The sequence below is a fragment of the Brevundimonas sp. RM1 genome, assembly GCF_052907225.1.
In genome coordinates, this window is sequence record NZ_JBRERY010000006.1 from 82,064 (window position 1) to 98,509 (window position 16,446).

At 65.6% G+C, this 16,446-nt stretch carries 18 protein-coding genes and 1 tRNA gene; 10 read left to right on the forward strand and 9 right to left on the reverse strand.

Annotated elements, in window-relative coordinates; genetic code table 11:
* Nucleotides 1–27: 27 nt before the first annotated feature.
* Complete coding sequence (locus tag ACU5AP_RS08125; RefSeq protein WP_003164820.1) at nucleotides 28–1,686, forward strand: amino acid permease; 1,659 nt, start codon at nucleotides 28–30, stop codon at nucleotides 1,684–1,686.
* A gap of 143 nt (nucleotides 1,687–1,829) precedes the next feature.
* A tRNA-Leu gene (locus ACU5AP_RS08130) sits at nucleotides 1,830–1,914 on the forward strand.
* Between the two features lie 24 nt (nucleotides 1,915–1,938).
* On the opposite strand, the gene ACU5AP_RS08135 is transcribed toward ACU5AP_RS08130, so the two are convergent.
* Nucleotides 1,939–2,160: a hypothetical protein gene (locus ACU5AP_RS08135; RefSeq protein ID WP_128720024.1), complete on the reverse strand. Its 222-nt coding sequence runs from the start codon at nucleotides 2,158–2,160 to the stop codon at nucleotides 1,939–1,941.
* 64 nt (nucleotides 2,161–2,224) lie between these two features.
* Entirely contained in the window at nucleotides 2,225–3,052 is an 828-nt protein-coding gene (locus tag ACU5AP_RS08140; RefSeq protein WP_446681045.1) for an NAD(P)H-hydrate dehydratase, read from the reverse strand.
* A gap of 118 nt (nucleotides 3,053–3,170) precedes the next feature.
* Here ACU5AP_RS08140 and ACU5AP_RS08145 point away from each other — a divergent pair, with 118 nt between their 5' ends.
* Together ACU5AP_RS08145 and glnA are read left to right on the forward strand one after the other, a co-directional pair.
* Nucleotides 3,171–3,509 (forward strand): P-II family nitrogen regulator, encoded by a 339-nt coding sequence (locus tag ACU5AP_RS08145; protein WP_046653933.1) that lies wholly within the window; start codon nucleotides 3,171–3,173, stop codon nucleotides 3,507–3,509.
* A gap of 59 nt (nucleotides 3,510–3,568) precedes the next feature.
* Nucleotides 3,569–4,978, forward strand: coding sequence for a type I glutamate--ammonia ligase (gene glnA, locus ACU5AP_RS08150; protein WP_003164816.1), 1,410 nt, complete (start codon nucleotides 3,569–3,571; stop codon nucleotides 4,976–4,978).
* Between the two features lie 109 nt (nucleotides 4,979–5,087).
* Here the strand turns inward: glnA and tatC are convergent, their stop codons facing one another.
* From tatC to ACU5AP_RS08165, 3 genes are read right to left on the reverse strand one after another with little or no spacing between them, the layout of a single operon-like run.
* On the reverse strand, nucleotides 5,088–5,975 hold the full coding sequence (gene tatC, locus ACU5AP_RS08155; protein WP_088411671.1) for a twin-arginine translocase subunit TatC: 888 nt from the start codon (nucleotides 5,973–5,975) through the stop codon (nucleotides 5,088–5,090).
* On the reverse strand, nucleotides 5,972–6,547 hold the full coding sequence (tatB, locus tag ACU5AP_RS08160; protein WP_446681046.1) for a Sec-independent protein translocase protein TatB: 576 nt from the start codon (nucleotides 6,545–6,547) through the stop codon (nucleotides 5,972–5,974). Before tatB ends, tatC begins: the two co-directional genes overlap by 4 nt.
* Before the next feature lie 23 nt (nucleotides 6,548–6,570).
* Nucleotides 6,571–6,786: a twin-arginine translocase TatA/TatE family subunit gene (locus ACU5AP_RS08165; protein WP_003164813.1), complete on the reverse strand. Its 216-nt coding sequence runs from the start codon at nucleotides 6,784–6,786 to the stop codon at nucleotides 6,571–6,573.
* A 113-nt stretch (nucleotides 6,787–6,899) separates the two neighbouring features.
* On the opposite strand from ACU5AP_RS08165, the gene rnhA reads away from it, so the two are divergent.
* Nucleotides 6,900–7,352, forward strand: coding sequence for a ribonuclease HI (gene rnhA, locus ACU5AP_RS08170; protein ID WP_003164812.1), 453 nt, complete (start codon nucleotides 6,900–6,902; stop codon nucleotides 7,350–7,352).
* On the opposite strand, the gene ACU5AP_RS08175 is transcribed toward rnhA, so the two are convergent.
* From ACU5AP_RS08175 to ACU5AP_RS08185, 3 genes are all read right to left on the reverse strand, one after another.
* On the reverse strand, nucleotides 7,349–7,807 hold the full coding sequence (locus ACU5AP_RS08175; RefSeq protein ID WP_003164811.1) for an NfeD family protein: 459 nt from the start codon (nucleotides 7,805–7,807) through the stop codon (nucleotides 7,349–7,351). The two genes, rnhA and ACU5AP_RS08175, sit on opposite strands and share 4 nt — an antisense overlap.
* Before the next feature lie 3 nt (nucleotides 7,808–7,810).
* The gene (locus tag ACU5AP_RS08180; RefSeq protein ID WP_376782505.1) at nucleotides 7,811–8,779 is read right to left on the reverse strand and encodes an SPFH domain-containing protein; all 969 of its coding nucleotides are present in this window, start codon (nucleotides 8,777–8,779) and stop codon (nucleotides 7,811–7,813) included.
* Nucleotides 8,780–8,849: 70 nt separating this feature from the next.
* Nucleotides 8,850–9,284, reverse strand: coding sequence for an NUDIX hydrolase (locus ACU5AP_RS08185; protein WP_128720021.1), 435 nt, complete (start codon nucleotides 9,282–9,284; stop codon nucleotides 8,850–8,852).
* A gap of 77 nt (nucleotides 9,285–9,361) precedes the next feature.
* On the opposite strand from ACU5AP_RS08185, the gene ACU5AP_RS08190 reads away from it, so the two are divergent.
* The 4 genes from ACU5AP_RS08190 to ACU5AP_RS08205 all read left to right on the forward strand — a co-directional run bounded on the left by ACU5AP_RS08190 (nucleotide 9,362) and on the right by ACU5AP_RS08205 (nucleotide 13,560).
* Nucleotides 9,362–10,765, forward strand: a complete 1,404-nt coding sequence (locus ACU5AP_RS08190) for an FAD-binding oxidoreductase (RefSeq protein ID WP_446681047.1) — start codon at nucleotides 9,362–9,364, stop codon at nucleotides 10,763–10,765.
* A gap of 95 nt (nucleotides 10,766–10,860) precedes the next feature.
* Nucleotides 10,861–11,634, forward strand: a complete 774-nt coding sequence (yaaA, locus tag ACU5AP_RS08195) for a peroxide stress protein YaaA (protein WP_446681060.1) — start codon at nucleotides 10,861–10,863, stop codon at nucleotides 11,632–11,634.
* A 65-nt stretch (nucleotides 11,635–11,699) separates the two neighbouring features.
* Nucleotides 11,700–12,497, forward strand: a complete 798-nt coding sequence (locus ACU5AP_RS08200) for a 3-hydroxybutyrate dehydrogenase (RefSeq protein ID WP_138141417.1) — start codon at nucleotides 11,700–11,702, stop codon at nucleotides 12,495–12,497.
* A 40-nt stretch (nucleotides 12,498–12,537) separates the two neighbouring features.
* Nucleotides 12,538–13,560 carry a patatin-like phospholipase family protein gene (locus ACU5AP_RS08205; RefSeq protein WP_003164805.1) on the forward strand — a complete coding sequence of 341 codons (1,023 nt, stop codon included), beginning with the start codon at nucleotides 12,538–12,540 and terminating at the stop codon, nucleotides 13,558–13,560.
* On the opposite strand, the gene ACU5AP_RS08210 is transcribed toward ACU5AP_RS08205, so the two are convergent.
* Nucleotides 13,557–14,495, reverse strand: a complete 939-nt coding sequence (locus ACU5AP_RS08210; protein ID WP_446681048.1) for an L-threonylcarbamoyladenylate synthase — start codon at nucleotides 14,493–14,495, stop codon at nucleotides 13,557–13,559. The two genes, ACU5AP_RS08205 and ACU5AP_RS08210, sit on opposite strands and share 4 nt — an antisense overlap.
* 137 nt (nucleotides 14,496–14,632) lie before the next feature.
* Here ACU5AP_RS08210 and ACU5AP_RS08215 point away from each other — a divergent pair, with 137 nt between their 5' ends.
* Nucleotides 14,633–16,417 carry an acyl-CoA dehydrogenase gene (locus ACU5AP_RS08215; RefSeq protein WP_446681049.1) on the forward strand — a complete coding sequence of 595 codons (1,785 nt, stop codon included), beginning with the start codon at nucleotides 14,633–14,635 and terminating at the stop codon, nucleotides 16,415–16,417.
* The last annotated feature ends 29 nt before the right edge of the window (nucleotides 16,418–16,446 follow it).

The following is a 16,446-nucleotide window of genomic DNA, read 5'->3' on the forward strand; positions in this document are numbered from 1 at the left end:
CGTCGCATAAGTTGGGGGCGCACCTGCATGTCTGCAGATGGCGTAAAGCCTGCCGGAAACCGGCTATTTCTTAAAAAATCCATCGCCCAGATTCAGAAGGAAGCCGCCAAAAGCGAGCTGAAACGAACTCTCGGCCCGCTGAATCTGATGAGCCTGGGCATCGGGGCCATCATCGGCGCCGGCATCTTCGTTCTGACGGGTCAGGTGGCCTCGGCCCACGCCGGTCCGGCCATCATGTTCTCCTTCGTCATCGCCGGCATCGCCTGCGCCCTGGCGGGCCTGTGCTACGCTGAACTGGCGTCGACCATGCCGGTGTCGGGTTCGGCCTACACCTACGCCTACGGCACCCTGGGCGAGGTCTTCGCCTGGGTCATGGGCTGGCTGCTAGTGCTGGAATACGGCGTCGCGGCCTCGACCGTGGCGGTGGGCTGGTCCGGCTATGTGGTGTCTATCCTGAACGACTTCGGCCTAAGCGCTAGTCTGTTCCCGACAATAACCTATCCAGGCGGCGAAGGGCCTCAGTGGGCCACCCCTCTGATCCAGTACGTCGCCTCGGGCGACAATGCAGGCTTCCCGCTGACGGGCACCTTCAATCTGGTCGCGGCCGTCGGCATCGCCGCCGTCTGCGGCCTGCTGGTGCTGGGCGTGTCGGAATCGGCGAACATCAACAACGCCATCGTCGTCATCAAGATCATCGTCCTGCTGACCTTCATCGCCGTAGGCCTGCAGTACATCAACCCGGCCAACTGGGATCCCTTCATCCCGCCGCAAGGCGAAAGCTGGGACCAGTTCGGCGTGGGCGGCATTTTCCGCGGCGCCTCGATCATCTTCTTCGCCTACGTCGGCTTTGAAGCGGTTTCGACCGCCGCCGCCGAGGCCAAGAACCCGTCGAAGGACGTGCCGATCGGCATCCTGGGCGCCCTGTTCGTCTGCACCCTGATCTACATGGTCGTGGCCGCCGTCATGACCGGCGTCGTCCCCTACCTGGAGCTGGCCTCGCCGGCGCCGATCGCCGTCGCCATCGACCGCATGGGCCTGGAATGGGCCAATGTGCCGCTGGCCGGCGCGCCGAGCGGGCAACTGAACCTGATCGCCTTCCTGATCAAGATCGGCGCCATCACCGGCCTATCCTCGGTCATGCTGGTGCTGTGCTATGGCCAGACGCGCATCTTCTACACCATGGCGCGCGACGGCTTGCTGCCCAAGGCGTTCGCCCTGGTGCACCCGAAGTTCCGCACCCCGTGGATCGGGACCATCCTGCTGGGCATCGTCATCGCCATTGCGGCGTCCTTCCTGCCCATCTCGATCCTGGGCGACCTGGTGTCGCTGGGCACGGCGACGGCCTTCGCCATCGTCTGCCTGTCGGTCATCGTCCTGCGTATCAAGCACCCGGAGATGGAGCGTCCGTTCAAGGTGCCGGGCGGCATGGTCACGGCCGTTCTGGGCATCCTGGCCTGTCTGACCCTGGCGTCGTTCAACTTCATCCCGATGGTGACGCACGCTCTGAACGACAATCCGCTGCCGCTGACCATCCTGGGCGTCTACGCCCTGGTCGGCGCCCTGATCTACGGCCTGTACGGCTTCGCCCATTCGAAGCTGGCCAAGGGCATCGACATCACCGAGGACACGACCCTGGAATCGGCGGTCGAGGCTCTCGGCCACGGCGTCGACAACAAGAAGGACTGATCACGGTCAGTCCTTCGGCCTAAAGCGGCGCGAAGCGCGGCAGACCCGATAATGAGAAGGCTCCGGAGCGATCCGGAGCCTTTTTCATATCCAGCGGGATTGCCCAAATCACCGCCCTCGCCTACAGCCTCAAGCGAACCTATGCGGATGTGGCGGAACTGGTAGACGCACCAGATTTAGGTTCTGGCGCCGCGAGGCGTGGAGGTTCGAGTCCTCTCATCCGCACCATGGTCCTTTCCTGAAAACGACGTCTCACTCGACCGGCTGAGGCAGAAGAAGACGCAGCGCCGCCTGGACGTGCGGCAGGCGCATCAGAAATCCTGTCGTCAACCCCGCGACGGCGAAGGCGCCGCCGACAACGCCCGCATGCCAGTTCGAAAACGCAAAGGCCGCCATGGCCGCAGCTAACGGCGACACGATGACCAGGGTGACCAGCCCCAGCGCCTTGAGCTTTGAAGACCGCCGTTCTTGCATACCGACGTCATGCAGGCGGTGCTGGCTATTGTCCAGCTAGAACGCGCGCTCCGGCCCCTGTCGCTCAGGTTTCAGCCAATCCGCGCAGGACGACCGGGATCAAGTCGGGCAAGTCCTCGGAGATCAACCCAGGCCCGAAACGCCGCGCCGCATCGCCATGTATCCACGCCGCCGCGCAGGTGGCGTCGAAGCTGTCCATATGCTGGGCGACAAGGGCGCCGATCAGGCCTGCCAAAACATCGCCGCTGCCCGCCGTCGCCAACCAGGGGGGGGCATGCGTGCTGACCGTGCAGCGCCCGTCATGGGCCGCAATGACGGTTGCGGCCCCTTTCAGCACCACGACGGCCCCCGCGCGACGCGCGGCCTCCATCGCCGCCGCCTCACGTCCCGCCGCGGCCAAAAGCCCCGGGAACAGGCGTTCAAACTCTCCCTCATGCGGGGTCAGGACGTCGTCGCGATCCAGCAGGGCGAACAGCTCCTGAGGTCGATCCTGAAACAGGGTCAGGGCGTCCGCATCCACGATCAGGGCCGCCCCCGTCCGCGCCAGAGCCATCAGGTTGTGCGCCGTGGCGTCGGTCAATCCTGCCGCAGGCCCCATGACGACGGCGTCCATCGGCTCCGCCAAGGCCTGAAGCTGCTCAGGCCCAGTGAAGGCGGCCAGCATCACGGCCTCCAGGCTGGGCGCCAGAACCACGGCGGCGTCCGGCGGGCAGAAGACCTTCACCAGCCCTGCACCGCCTCGCAGCCCGGCCCGCGCCGCCAGTCGCGCCGCGCCGGTCGACAGCGCGCCGCCCGACACCACGCCCAGACGGCCGCGCATGTGCTTGTGGGTCTCAGTGGCAGGCCAAGGCAGGCGATCGCGCCATTCGCCGGGGTCGTTATGCGACTTCATGTGGATTTCCGTTCACGGATGGCCTCAACGGACGAAAATCGCTTGCCATATTGTGCAATGCAATGTCCCTTTACCACCCGAGCGTCGGACCAACAAAGGAGCCGGCTCGGGATCCGCCATGAAGAAGATTGAAGCCGTCATCAAGCCGTTCAAGCTGGATGAAGTGAAAGACGCTCTCCAGGACATCGGAGTGCAGGGCATGACCGTGCTGGAGGCCAAGGGATATGGCCGCCAGAAGGGCCATTCGGAACTCTATCGCGGCGCCGAGTACGTCATCGACTTCCTGCCCAAGATCAAGATCGAGGTCGTGGTGGCTGATGACCTGGCCCCTGCCGTGGTCGAGACGATTCAGAACGCCGCCCGCACCGGCAAGATCGGGGACGGCAAGATCTTCATCACCACCCTCGAAGACGTCATCCGCATCCGCACGGGCGAAACCGGCGCCCAAGCCATCTAGTCTGACGGCCGCCTCTCGGGGCGGCCGATTTCAATTCCCCAGCTACAGGACCTCCCCCCATGAGCGCCGCCAACAAGATCCTGCAAGAGATCAAGGACAAGGACGTCCAGTACGTCGACCTTCGCTTCACCGACACGCGCGGCCGCGTCCACCACGTGACCTTCGACATCGGCATGGTGGACGAGGACTTTCTGGAAGAAGGCACCATGTTCGACGGCTCGTCGATCGCGGGCTGGAAAGCCATCAATGAGTCCGACATGCTGCTGAAGCCGGACCTGTCGAGCGCCTATATCGACCCGTTCTATCAGCAGACGACCCTGTTCCTGTTCTGCGACGTCCTGAACCCGGACACGGCCGAGCCTTACAACCGCGACAGCCGGTCGATGGCCAAGAAGGCCCTGGCCTATGTCCAGTCGTCGGGTGTGGGCGACACCGTCTTCTTCGGCCCGGAAGCCGAGTTCTTCGTCTTTGACGATGTGCGCTGGAACACCGCGCCGCACGACACCCGCTACAGCTTCGACTCCAGCGAGCTGCCGGCCAACACGGGCGCCGAATACGCCGAGGGCAATCTGGGCCACCGTCCGTCGACCAAGGGCGGCTACTTCCCGGTCAACCCGGTCGATTCCGGCCAGGATCTGCGCGGCGAGATGCTGGCGGTTATGCGGGATCTCGGCCTTGACCCCGAGAAGCACCACCACGAAGTCGCCCCGGCTCAGCACGAGCTGGGCCTGAAGTTCAGCGACCTGCTGACCATGGCCGACCGGATGCAGCTGTATAAGTACGTGATCCACAACGTCGCCCACGCCTATGGCAAGTCGGCGACCTTCATGGCCAAGCCGATGTTCGGCGACAACGGCTCGGGCATGCACGTCCACATGTCGATCTGGAAGGACGGCAAGCCCCAGTTCGCCGGCGACCAGTACGCCGGCCTGTCGCAGGAATGCCTGTGGTACATCGGCGGCGTCATCAAGCACGCCAAGGCCATCAACGCCTTCGCCAACTCGACCACCAACTCCTACAAGCGTCTGGTGCCGGGCTATGAGGCGCCGGTGAAGCTGGCCTATTCGGCCAGCAACCGCTCGGCCTCGATCCGCATCCCGCACGTCACCTCGCCCAAGGCCAAGCGCCTGGAAGCCCGCTTCCCCGATCCGATGGGCAACCCCTATCTGACGTTCGTGGCTCTACTGATGGCGGGCCTGGACGGCATCGAGAACCGCATCGATCCGGGCGCGGCCGCCGACAAGAACCTGTACGACCTGCCGCCGGAAGAGCGTCACTCGATCCCGGAAGTCGCTGGCTCGCTGAAGGAAGCCCTTGAGGCGCTCGACGCCGACCGCGCCTTCCTCAAGAAGGGCGGCGTCATGGATGACGACTTCATCGACGCCTACATCACGCTGAAGCAGGAAGAGGTCGCCCGGCTGCAACTGCACCCGCACCCGGTCGAGTTCGACATGTACTACAGCTGCTGATCCCCGGATCAGTCCGAAACAAGAAGCCCCGGACGGTTCGCCGTCCGGGGCTTTTTCGTGTTGTCTTGTCGATCAGGAAGAGCCGCCCAGGAGCGCTGCTCCGAAACCGTCAGACCGCCAGCCCGTCAGCGGCATCGGCCTTCTTGCGGCGCAGTTCGATGATGCGAACGCACCAGATGGAGACCTCATAGAGCAGGACCATCGGCACGGCCAACATCAGTTGACTGATGGGGTCCGGCGGCGTCACAACGGCGGCGACCACGACCACGGCGACGATGGCGTAACGACGCCCCTTGGCCATCATCTGGCTGTTGATCAGGCCTGCCAGCCCCAGCAGGGTCATCACGACCGGCAACTGGAAGCACAGGCCGAAGGCCAGGATCAACGCCGTGACCAGGTTCAGATAGTCCGACACCTTAGGCAGAAGTTCGGCCGCCACGCCCTCGCCGATGATCTGCTGGCTCAGCGAGAACCACATCACGAACGGCAGCATGACGTAATAGACGAGGGCCGCGCCCAGCAGGAACAGCACCGGCGCGGCGATCAGGAAGGGCAGGAAGGCGCCCTTCTCGTTGCGATACAGGCCCGGCGCGACGAAGCGGTACAGCTGCCAAGCCAGCACCGGAAAGGCCACAATGACGGCGCCCAGCCCAGCCAGCTTCATCTTGGTGAACAGGATCTCCAGCGGCGCGGTGTAGATCAGCTTTACGCTGTTGTGATCCACATCCGGCACGGGGATCAACCCGGCCGTGCCCAGGATCAGACTGAACGGCGACACATGGCCGTGAGCCCCTACCGTCTGGTGGAAGGCGGCCGAGACCACATAGGGCTTCACCAGGAACAGATAGAGGGTCTCGGAAAAGGCGAAACAGCCGATGAAAGCGATGACAAAGGCGACCACGCAGATCATCAGCCGCGAACGCAACTCGATCAGGTGATCCATCAGGGGCGCGCGGGAAGCCTCGATCTCGGCTTCGTCGTGTTCAGCGCGACTCATAGATCAACCTTCTTGGTGCGCGTGACCTTGGGACGAGCGGCGTCAGCTTTCAGCCCAGCCTTGGCGGCCGGCTTGCGCGCCTTGGTCTTGGCGCCGTCGGCAGGGGCGGCGGCCGCCTTCTTGGCGCGCGGCTTGGCGACGGGTTTGGGCGCAGGTTCAGGCGCAACGGCGTCCGAAGCAATATCCGGCCATTCATCGACGCCCGTGGCCACTGGCTGAGGGGCCTCGTCCGCGACCGGCACGGCGGGCGCAGGGACGGCCGGCGCTTCGATCGGCGCCTCCAGCTCCTTGCGAATGTCCTTGAAGGCTTCGTCCGCCTCGGCGCCCAGGGCGTACATCCCCTGCCCCGACCGCAACGCCTCGACCTCCTTGCGAAGGTCGTCCAGCTCGGACTGGCGCGCCATTTCGTCGAAGCTGGCGCGAAACTCATTGGCCATGCCGCGCGCCTTGCCGACGAACTGGCCGACCCGGCGCATGAGCATGGGCAAGTCCTTGGGCCCCACGACAAGCAGGGCCACCAGACCGATGACAAGGATTTCGAACCCGCCGATTCCGGGGCCAAGACCACCCATGATTCAGCGTCTTCCGGCGAGGATCAGCGGTTCAGTTCTTCTTTTTCGGCGTCCGTGCGCGGCAAGGCGCCCGGAGCTTCCTTGTCCTTGGCGCCCGTGTCGTCCTTCAGGCCGTCCTTGAAGGCGCGAATGCCCTTGGCGGCGTCGCCCATGATGCCCGACAGCTTGCCGCGACCGCCGAACAGGACCAGCACGACGACGACGACGATGGCCCAATGCCAGATGCTCATGGAGCCCATGGCGATACCTCCTCAAGGGGACTCACCGAGACGCGGCCCCACCGACTGATTGTTGTGCGTCATATAGGCTGAGTGATGGCGACGCGCCAAGGGACGCTGTACGCATCGCGGCCATGAGTCTCAACGATCACGTCATCATCCACACCGACGGCGCCTGCAAAGGCAATCCCGGCCCCGGCGGCTGGGGGGCGATCCTGCAAACCGGCGGAGGTCACGAGAAGGAACTCTGGGGCGGCGAGTCCCTGACGACCAACAACCGCATGGAGCTGATGGCCGCGATCATGGCTTTGGAGGCGTTGAAGCGTCCCTGCCGCGTCGACCTGCACACCGACAGCAAATACGTCATGCAAGGCGTGACCGAATGGATCCGCGGCTGGAAAGCGCGCGGCTGGAAGACAGCCGACAAGAAGCCGGTCAAGAATGAAGACCTGTGGCGGCGCCTGGACGAGGCCCGCAACCGCCACGAGGTCAAATGGCACTGGGTGAAAGGCCACGCCGGCCACGCCCTGAACGAACGCGCCGACGGCCTGGCCAATCGCGGCGTGGCGGAAATGCGCGGACGCTAGAGCGCCCGCACCTTCAGCAGAGGCCCCGACACCGATTCGATGATGACGCTCTCGCCCGCCAGGGGCGAAGCGCCTTCGATCTCAGCCGGCCATTCCGATCCCGATACGAAGACCCGGCCGCGCCCGCCGACAAAAGCCTCGACCACCCGAGCGCGCTCGCCGACCAGACGGATGTCGCGATCATTGATGTCGGGCTGATCCTTGGGGTTCACCCGCTTGATCAGACGACGCGACAGGACGGTTGAGGCCACCGTCAGCGCCGCGAAGACGCCGATCTCGACCGGCAGACCCAGTTGCGGCGCCAGGGCGGACAGCAGGGCCGTCAGCCCCGCCGACACCGCCGGCCACAGCAGCCACTCGGTCGAAGCCGCCGCCTCTATGCCCAAAAGGACGACGCCGATCGCCAGCCATAGCCAGAACGGCTGCGAGGCGTAGAGGGAGACGAACCAGTCCATGTCCTACTCCGTCGTCGGCACGGCGCCGCCCGAACGGCGCGGCGCGGCGCGCGGCGCGGCCTGACGCGCGTCCGTGCGGACCTGCTGCTGCTCCTTGGCCAGGCCGACCAGTTCGCCGACGCCCGCAATGGTGCCGACCAGGGCGCCCATTTCCGACGGCACGATGACCGTCTTCTGCTGCGGGCTGCGGGCCAGCTCGGCGAAGGCCTCCACATACTTCTGGGCCACGAAGTAGTTGATGGCGTTGACGTCGCCGCGGGCGATCGCCTCCGACACCATGGCGGTGGCCTTGGCTTCAGCCTCGGCTTCACGCTCGCGGGCCTCGGCGTCGCGGAAGGCGGCCTCGCGACGGCCTTCAGCTTCCAAGATCGCGGCCTGCTTGGCGCCCTCGGCGCGGGCGATGGCGGCCTGCTTCTCGCCGTCCGCCTCGGTGATGACGGCGCGGCGCTCGCGCTCGGCCTTCATCTGACGGGCCATGGCGTTGGTGATGTCCACCGGCGGCGTCAGATCCTTGATCTCGATGCGGTTGGCCTTGATGCCCCACGGCTCGGTCGCGGCGTCGATGACGTGCAGCAGGCGGGTGTTGATGCTGTCGCGCTGGCTCAGCACCTCGTCCAGCTCCATTGAGCCGACCACGGTCCGCAGATTGGTCATGCACAGTTGGGCGATGGCGTAGGTCAGGTCGTCGACGCGATAGGCCGCCTTGGCCGCGTCCATCACCTGAATGAAGACGATGCCGTCGACCTTCACCATGGCGTTGTCGCGGGTGATGACCTCCTGGGTCGGCACGTCCAACACCTGCTCCATCATGTTCATGCGGCGGCCGATGCGCTCGACGAACGGGGTCAGGATATGGATGCCTGGCGTCAGGGTCTTGGTGTATTTGCCGAACCGTTCCACCGTGAATTCACGGCCTTGCGGCACGATCTTGATCACGCTGAACAGGAAAATGATCGCAAAGACTGCGAACATCACAAAGAAAATCAGCGAAAAATTCATTAGACTCTCCGGTTGGAGAAAGAGCTTAGCCGCCCAGGGTGTGTCACGCCACAGAATCCGGTTCCGTCAGCATGACATCCGCGTCAGCCATTCGCCGCGCCATACGAATGATGCGTCGCGTCTCTTCCCAGTCGACCATGGTCAGGGCCGTCTCGAGCGGGAAAAAGCCTGCATCGGCGGCGTCATCGCCCGCAACGACCACGCCCGACGTCCAACGCGCGGCGTAGTCGATCAGGACATAATGTCGCCCCGCCTCTGGAAACAGCCCATCCACAACATCAATCAGGCCGATCAGATCCGCCTCAACGCCTGTCTCCTCTCGCAGTTCGCGAAGAGCGGCGGCGCCTAGGCGCTCACCTAGCTCCAAGCGGCCGCCGGGCAGGCTCCACTCGCCCACGCGCGGCGCCGTGCCGCGACGGATCAACAGAACTTCGTCGCCTTTCAGGCACACTACGCCCACAGCCGGTGTCGGAATCATGTTTTGCCCCCAAATTGACCGCCAGAAGGCATGGTTTTGCGCTTCCACCACGTGCCGCCTTTTGCCACAAGGCCGATATGACCCTCCCGACGCCAGAATCCCTCGCTGAACTGAAGGCCGCCCTGCCCGGCGCCTGGACGCAAGACGCCGCCGAGATGGCGCCGTGGCTGACCGAATGGCGCGGCCGCTGGACCGGCGAGACGCCTCTGCTGCTGCAACCGCGCACGACCGAGGAAGTCGCCCGCGCCGTCGAGATCTGCGCCCGTCACGGCACAGCCATAGTGACGCAGGGCGGCGGCACGGGCCTGGTCGGCGGTCAAATTCCCTATGGCGAGGTCCTGCTGTCCACGCGCAAGTTGCGGACGGTGCGCGACGTGACGCCGCTGGACGACGCCATGACGGTCGAGGCGGGCGTGACCCTGCTGGAGGCGCAGGAACTGGCGAAGGAAAAGGACCGCTTCTTTCCCCTCAGCCTCGCGGCCGAGGGCTCGGCCACCATCGGCGGCGTCATCTCGACCAATGCGGGGGGCACCGCCGTCCTGCGCTACGGCATGATGCGCGACCTGGTGCTGGGCATCGAAGCGGTCATGCCCGATGGTCAGGTGTTCAACGGCCTGAAGCGACTGCGCAAGGACAACACCGGCTATGATCTGAAGCAGATGTTCATCGGCGCCGAAGGCACGCTGGGCGTCGTCACGGCCGCGACGCTGAAGCTGTTTCCCATCATGCGCAGCCGCGCCACGGCCATCGTCGGGCTGGAGAGCCACCACGACGCGGTCGTGCTGCTGGCCCGCGCCAAGGCCGAGACCGGCGGCGGGGTCGAGGCCTTCGAGTTGATGAAGCGGCTGGGCATTAGCCTGGTGCTGAAGAACATCCCCGACACGCGCGAACCGCTGGAAACCACGCCGCCCTGGTATGTGCTGATAGAACTGACCTCGGGCGAGCCGGACGGCGCCGAGGCGGCGATGGAGCGCCTGCTGACCGCCGCCTTCGAGGAAGGCCTGATGGTCGACGCCGCCATCGCCCAGAACGACGCCCAGAAGGCTGAATTCTGGCGTCTGCGCGAAGAGCATTCGGCCGCCCTCAAGCCCAAAGGCGGCGGATGGAAACACGACGTCTCGGTTCCCGTCTCGCGAATCGCGGACTTCATCGACGAGGCGACGGCGGCGGTTGAAAAATTCCATCCCGGCTGCCGGGTGTCGGTCTTCGGCCACGTCGGCGACGGCAATCTTCACTATGATGTGATCCCCGGCGTGGGTGAGGACGTGGCCGCCTTCATCGCGCGCTGGATGGAAGGGTCCGAGGTCATCCACGATGTGGTCGCTCGCTATGACGGCTCGATTTCGGCTGAACACGGGCTGGGGCGGCTGAAAACCGATGAGGCCCGTCGCTATAAATCGCCGCTTGAGGTCGCCACGATGCAGGCGATCCGTCGGGCCATCGATCCGCAGCGGATCATGAATCCAGCGGTTCTTTTTTGAGGGCTTGCGACCGTATGTGACGTTTCTCGCGGTTCAAAACCTCGTGGAAGCGGCCTATGAGGCCCGCTCTTGAGACGCATACGGAGTCGATCGTCTTGTTGATCGTCCTGTCCCCGGCCAAAAAGCTGGACTTCAATCCGCCCGCCATCGACGCCCCCGTGACGCCGAGGCGATGCGCCGATGAGACCGCCGAACTGGCCAAGGTGACGCGCGAACTCAGCCGTGCGGACCTACGCCGCTTGATGTCCATTTCCGACGCCCTGGCCGAGTTGAACTATCAGCGCTTTCAGGCCTTCGACAATGATGCGTCGGAAGGCGCGCTCCAGGCCGTCTTCGCCTTCGCCGGCGATGTCTATGACGGGCTGTCGGCGCGCACACTGTCGGTCGACGACCTGAACTGGGCGCAGGATCACCTGCGCATCCTGTCGGGTTTCTATGGTCTGCTGCGGCCGCTGGATGCGATTCAGCCTTATCGGCTGGAAATGGGCATCCGTCTGAAGACCAAGCGCGGCGCCACCCTGTACGACTTCTGGGGCGAGCGGATTTCGCTGCGCCTGAACGAAGACGCCGGAAAACTGGCCGAGCAGACGTTGGTGAACCTGGCCAGCCACGAATATTTCGGCGCGGTCGATGCGCGGGCGTTGAAGCTGCCGGTCGTGACCCCCCACTTCAAGGAGAAGAAGGACGGCGAGGCCCGCATCATCTCCTTCTACGCCAAGAAGGCCCGCGGCGGCATGGCCCGCTTCGCCATCGAGAATAGGCTGGAGAAGGTCGAGGATCTGAAAGCCTTCGATCGTGACGGCTATCGCTTCGACAAGAATCTTTCGACGGACACAGACTGGATATTCATCAGGGGAGGAAATTCCTGATCGCCAGATTGAACGACTGCGGTTAGGTTGCGTTGCAGCAACATCTTCCACGGGTTCCTTCTGTCATGTTCGCGATGAACGATCTCAAAGGCCGCGTCGCGGTCGTCACCGGCTCGACCTCGGGTATCGGTCTGGCGTTTGCGCGGGCCGTGGCCCTATGCGGCGGCGACGTGATGCTGAACGGCCTGGGCGACGCCGAGGCCATCGAGAAGACACGCGCGGACCTGGCTGCCGAAACCGGCGTGCGCGTCCTTTATCACCCCGCGGACATGACCCAACCGGATCAGATCGAGGACATGATCGCCACGGCGCAGCGCGAGTTGGGCCGCCTCGACATCCTGGTCAACAACGCGGGCATCCAGCACGTCGAAGCGGTCGAGAACTTCCCCGCCGATGCGTGGGAAAAGATCATCGCCATCAACCTGTCCTCGACTTTCTACGCCACCAAGGCGGCTATCCCGATCATGAAGGCCCAGGGTCGCGGCCGGATCATCAACGTCGCCTCGGCGCACGGCTTGGTCGCCAGCCCGTTCAAGTCCGCCTATGTCGCCGCCAAGCATGGCGTGATCGGCTTCACCAAGACGGTGGCGCTGGAGCTGGCCCAGGACAACATCACCTGCAACGCCATCTGCCCCGGCTTCGTCGAGACGCCGATCGTCGCCAAGCAGATTCAGGATCAGGCCCGCACCCGCAACATGAGTGAGGAAGACGTGATGAAGAACGTCATTCTCGGCTCCCAGCCGACCAAGCGCTTCGTCACGACCGACGAACTGGCGGGCATCTTCCTCTATCTGGCGTCGGATCTCGGCGCCTCGGCCAACGGCGCCCACTTCTCCGTCGACGGCGGCTGGACGGCCCAATAGCCTTGATGGCGCCCGCACGGGCCGAAAGACGGAGAGGCTGATGGCTAAACGCAAACCTGTCTGTCTGGCCCTGCAGGGCGGTGGAGCGCACGGCGCCTTTCAATGGGGCGTGCTGGACCGGCTGCTTGAGGCCGATGTGTTGGACGTGCGCGCGGCCACAGCCGCCTCGGCCGGAGCGATGAACGCCGCCGCCCTGATCACCGGACTGGAACGCGGCGGCGCCGAAGGCGGGCGCGAGGCGCTGGACACCCTGTGGCGCGAAGTGAACCAGTCCGGCGGACGCAACGTCTTCGGCGACAGCGCCGTCTGGTCCAAGGCCCTGACGCCTGACTGGTTGAAGGGCACGCCGATGTGGCAGGCGGGGCAGACGCTGGCCCTGTCGATGAGCCCCTATTCCTTCAACCCGTTCAACCTGAACCCGCTGCGCCGGGTGCTGGAGACGGCAGTGGATTTCGAGGCCCTGCGCGCCTCATCCATCCAGATGTTCGTCTCGACGACGGCGGTGCGTGCGGGCCGTTCGCGCATCTTCAAGTCCGAGGAAATGGCGCCTGAGGTGCTGCTGGCTTCGGCCTGCCTGCCCCAGTTGTTTCAGGCGGTAGAGATCGAGGGCGAGCCTTATTGGGACGGCGGATACCTGGCCAATCCGGCGTTGTGGCCGCTGTTCTATACGGACACGCCGGACGATATTCTGCTGCTGCCGCTCAATCCGTTCCAGCGTGACGAGACGCCGCGCGAGGCGGGCGACATCAACGACCGTCTGAACGAGATCGTCTTCAACGCCCCGCTGGTCGCCGAACTGAGAGCCGTCGCCTTCGTTCAGGATCTGATCGCCGAGGGCAAGCTGAAGCCCGGCGAAGACCGTCGACGCGGCATCCGCATCCACGTCATCGAGGCCGACGAATGGCTGGGAGGCCAGTCGCTTCACTCCAAATTCGACACGGAGTGGAGCTATCTGAACGAGTTGAAACAGCACGGCCGGACAGCGGCCGACACCTGGCTTGAGACCTGCCTGCCCAAGGTCGGCAAGGCGTCAAGCGTGGATGTAAAGGCGCGGTTCCTCTAGCCGACGAAGCCCGCCGCGCGACGCAGGCGGTCGTTGATCGCCTCGCCCAGCCCCTTCGCCGGAATGGGCGACACCGCGATCCCGGAAGGCTTTGAGCGATCCGCCTCACGCAGCAAGCGGAACAGATTGGCCGCAGCCTCGCGCAAGTCGCCGCTCGGGCTGAGGCTCCAGCGCGGATCGCCGACGCCCGCGCCGAAACCCAGCAGGATTTCGCCGTCCCTCGCCCCGTCCGCCTCAATCCGGACCGGAGCGTCGGGCGCATAATGCAGGGCCAGACGGCCGGGCGAACGGTGCCCCTGCCCGCTTTCGGCCAGCGGCCCGGCGACCGCCTCGATCTCTTCGCGCGTGACGGAACCGGGACGCAGCAGGGCGACCTGACCGTCCAGCACCGAGACGACGGTGCTTTCCACCCCCACAGCGCAGGGGCCGCCATCGACGGCGGCGCCCACGGCATGACCCGTCTCTTCCATAGCGTCGGTGAAGGTCGTCGGGCTGGGCCGCCCCGAACGGTTGGCCGACGGCGCGACAACCGGCCCGCCGAAGGCCCCGATGACCGCCCGCGCGCGCGGATGGCCCGGCACGCGCACGGCCACGCTGTCCAGCCCCGCCCGCGCCAGATCACACACCCGCTCGCGATCGCGCACCGGGGCCACAATGGTCAACGGCCCCGGCCAGAAGGCCTCGGCCAGCGCGCGCGCCTTGGCGTCGAACACGGCGATCGCCTCGGCGTCCACGGCGTTGGCGACATGAGCGATCAGGGGATTGAAGCGCGGCCGACCCTTGGCCTCGAAGATTCGCGCCACCGCTTGCGGGTTGGAGGCGTCGGCCGCCAGACCATAGACCGTCTCGGTCGGCAGGATGACCAAACGCCCCGTTTTCAACGCCTCGGCGGCGATTTCGGGGCTGTCGCCTCTAGCGGGTCGGTCGGCGGGCACGGTCGGCCTTTCCTTACGCGGCGTCAGCCGTTCAAACAGGCGCGTACAGTGCGCGGAATCTCGACCAAAGTCCAAGCAGGCTTGCGCCCGGCGACGTGGCGGCCGACAGAAGCGCAACGTCTTTCTGAGGATAACCGATGAGCTACCGCGCCCCCGTCCGTGACATCGCCTTCGCCCTCGACGCCGTGGCCGGGATCGGCCAGGTGGCGGCGACCGGCGCCTTTCCCGATTACGACGCCGACGTCGCCTCGGCCGTGCTGGACGCCGCCGGTCAGTTTTCAGAAGAGGTGCTGGCCCCGCTGAACCGCCCCGGCGATCTGGCCGGCGCTAAATACGCCAACGACGCCGTGACGGCCGCCCCCGGCTTCGCCGACGCCTATCAGCAGTTCGCGGCGGGCGGCTGGACCAGCCTGACCGCCTCGGTCGAGGCCGGCGGACAGGCCCTGCCCAAGGCGCTGGAGCTGGCGGCCTATGAGACCGTCCACGCCGCCAACATGGCCTTCGGCCTGTGCCCCATGCTGTCGCTGGCCTCGATCGAGGCGCTGGAGCAGGTCGGCAACGAACATCAGAAGGCCACCTATCTGCCCAAGCTGGTCAGCGGCGAATGGACCGGCGCCATGGTGCTGACCGAACCGCACGCGGGGTCTGACCTGGGCGCCCTGACGGCGACGGCGGTTCCCAACGGCGACGGCACATACGCCCTGACCGGCCAGAAGATCTTCATCACCTGGGGCGACCACGACGCCACGGACAACATCGTCCATCTGGTGCTGGCCCGCCTGCCCGACGCGCCTGCCGGGCCCAAGGGCATCAGCCTGTTCCTGACGCCCAAGTTCGCCGTCAACGCCGATGGTTCTCTGGGCGAGCGCAACGCCTTCCGCCCGGTCGGCGTCGAGCACAAGCTGGGCATCCACGCCTCGCCCACCTGCGTCATGAGCTATGAGGGCGCCCGCGCCGAACTGGTCGGACAGCCGAACCAGGGCCTGGCCCATATGTTCGTCATGATGAACGCCGCCCGCCTGGCCGTCGGCGTCGAAGGCGTGGGCATCGCCGAACGCGCCTATCAGCACGCCCTGGCCTATGCGCTGGAACGCCGTCAGGGCCGCAGCGTCTGGACCGGCCAGAAGGACGCCCCGATCTTCGATCACCCCGACGTGCGCCGGATGCTGTCGGTGATGAAGGCCAAGGTCGCCGCCGCGCGCGCCATCTGCCTGTCGACCGGCGTCGCCGCCGACCTGGCCCGCCACGCCGCCAGCGAGGAAGAGCGCAAGGTCTGGAAGGGCCGCGAAGACCTGTTCACCCCGATCGCCAAGGCCTGGTCCACCGACGTCGGCTGCGAGGTCGCTTCGCTGGGCGTTCAGGTCCACGGCGGCATGGGTTTCATCGAGGAAACCGGCGCGGCCCAATACTATCGCGACGCCCGCATCACCCCGATCTATGAAGGCACAAACGGCATTCAGGCGATGGATCTGGTGGGCCGCAAGCTGTCGATGGACGGCGGCGAGTCGGCCAAGGCCCTGATCGCCGAGATGAAGGCGACGCTGGCCCAGATCGACCGCCTCTATGCCGGCAAGCCTGTCGAGCGTTTCGCCACCGCTATCGAGGCGGTCGAGGACGCGACCCTGTGGCTGCTGGACGCCAAGTCGGACCCGGCCCGCGCCGCCGACGTTCTGGCGGGCGCTGACGCCTATCTGAAACTGATGGGCGACGTGGTCGGCGGCTGGATGCTGGCCAAGGGCGCCCTGGCGGCCAAGGCGAAGCTGGACGCCAATGACGGCGACGCCGTGTGGTTGCAGGGCAAGCTGGATCTCTATGAAGTCTACGCCGCCAATGCGCTGGGCCACGTCTCCAGCCGCCTGGCCGCCGTCGGACAGGGCGGCGACCTGCTGCAACGCATGAACGCCGAAGCGCTGGCGGGCTGATCGCCGTTCTATGACTTGAGCGTAAAGCG

Coding starts and splice junctions, on each gene's coding strand:
- ACU5AP_RS08190 (WP_446681047.1), top strand. CDS start 9,362: ATGACCCTCCCGACGCCAGAATCCCTCGCTGAACTGAAGGCCGCCCTG.
- ACU5AP_RS08140 (WP_446681045.1), bottom strand. CDS start 3,052: ATGAAGTCGCATAACGACCCCGGCGAATGGCGCGATCGCCTGCCTTGG.
- ACU5AP_RS08165 (WP_003164813.1), bottom strand. CDS start 6,786: ATGGGCTCCATGAGCATCTGGCATTGGGCCATCGTCGTCGTCGTCGTG.
- ACU5AP_RS08145 (WP_046653933.1), top strand. CDS start 3,171: ATGAAGAAGATTGAAGCCGTCATCAAGCCGTTCAAGCTGGATGAAGTG.
- ACU5AP_RS08215 (WP_446681049.1), top strand. CDS start 14,633: ATGAGCTACCGCGCCCCCGTCCGTGACATCGCCTTCGCCCTCGACGCC.
- ACU5AP_RS08125 (WP_003164820.1), top strand. CDS start 28: ATGTCTGCAGATGGCGTAAAGCCTGCCGGAAACCGGCTATTTCTTAAA.
- glnA (WP_003164816.1), top strand. CDS start 3,569: ATGAGCGCCGCCAACAAGATCCTGCAAGAGATCAAGGACAAGGACGTC.
- ACU5AP_RS08180 (WP_376782505.1), bottom strand. CDS start 8,779: ATGTTCGCAGTCTTTGCGATCATTTTCCTGTTCAGCGTGATCAAGATC.
- ACU5AP_RS08135 (WP_128720024.1), bottom strand. CDS start 2,160: ATGCAAGAACGGCGGTCTTCAAAGCTCAAGGCGCTGGGGCTGGTCACC.
- ACU5AP_RS08175 (WP_003164811.1), bottom strand. CDS start 7,807: ATGGACTGGTTCGTCTCCCTCTACGCCTCGCAGCCGTTCTGGCTATGG.
- ACU5AP_RS08185 (WP_128720021.1), bottom strand. CDS start 9,284: ATGATTCCGACACCGGCTGTGGGCGTAGTGTGCCTGAAAGGCGACGAA.
- rnhA (WP_003164812.1), top strand. CDS start 6,900: ATGAGTCTCAACGATCACGTCATCATCCACACCGACGGCGCCTGCAAA.
- tatC (WP_088411671.1), bottom strand. CDS start 5,975: ATGAGTCGCGCTGAACACGACGAAGCCGAGATCGAGGCTTCCCGCGCG.
- ACU5AP_RS08200 (WP_138141417.1), top strand. CDS start 11,700: ATGTTCGCGATGAACGATCTCAAAGGCCGCGTCGCGGTCGTCACCGGC.
- ACU5AP_RS08205 (WP_003164805.1), top strand. CDS start 12,538: ATGGCTAAACGCAAACCTGTCTGTCTGGCCCTGCAGGGCGGTGGAGCG.
- tatB (WP_446681046.1), bottom strand. CDS start 6,547: ATGGGTGGTCTTGGCCCCGGAATCGGCGGGTTCGAAATCCTTGTCATC.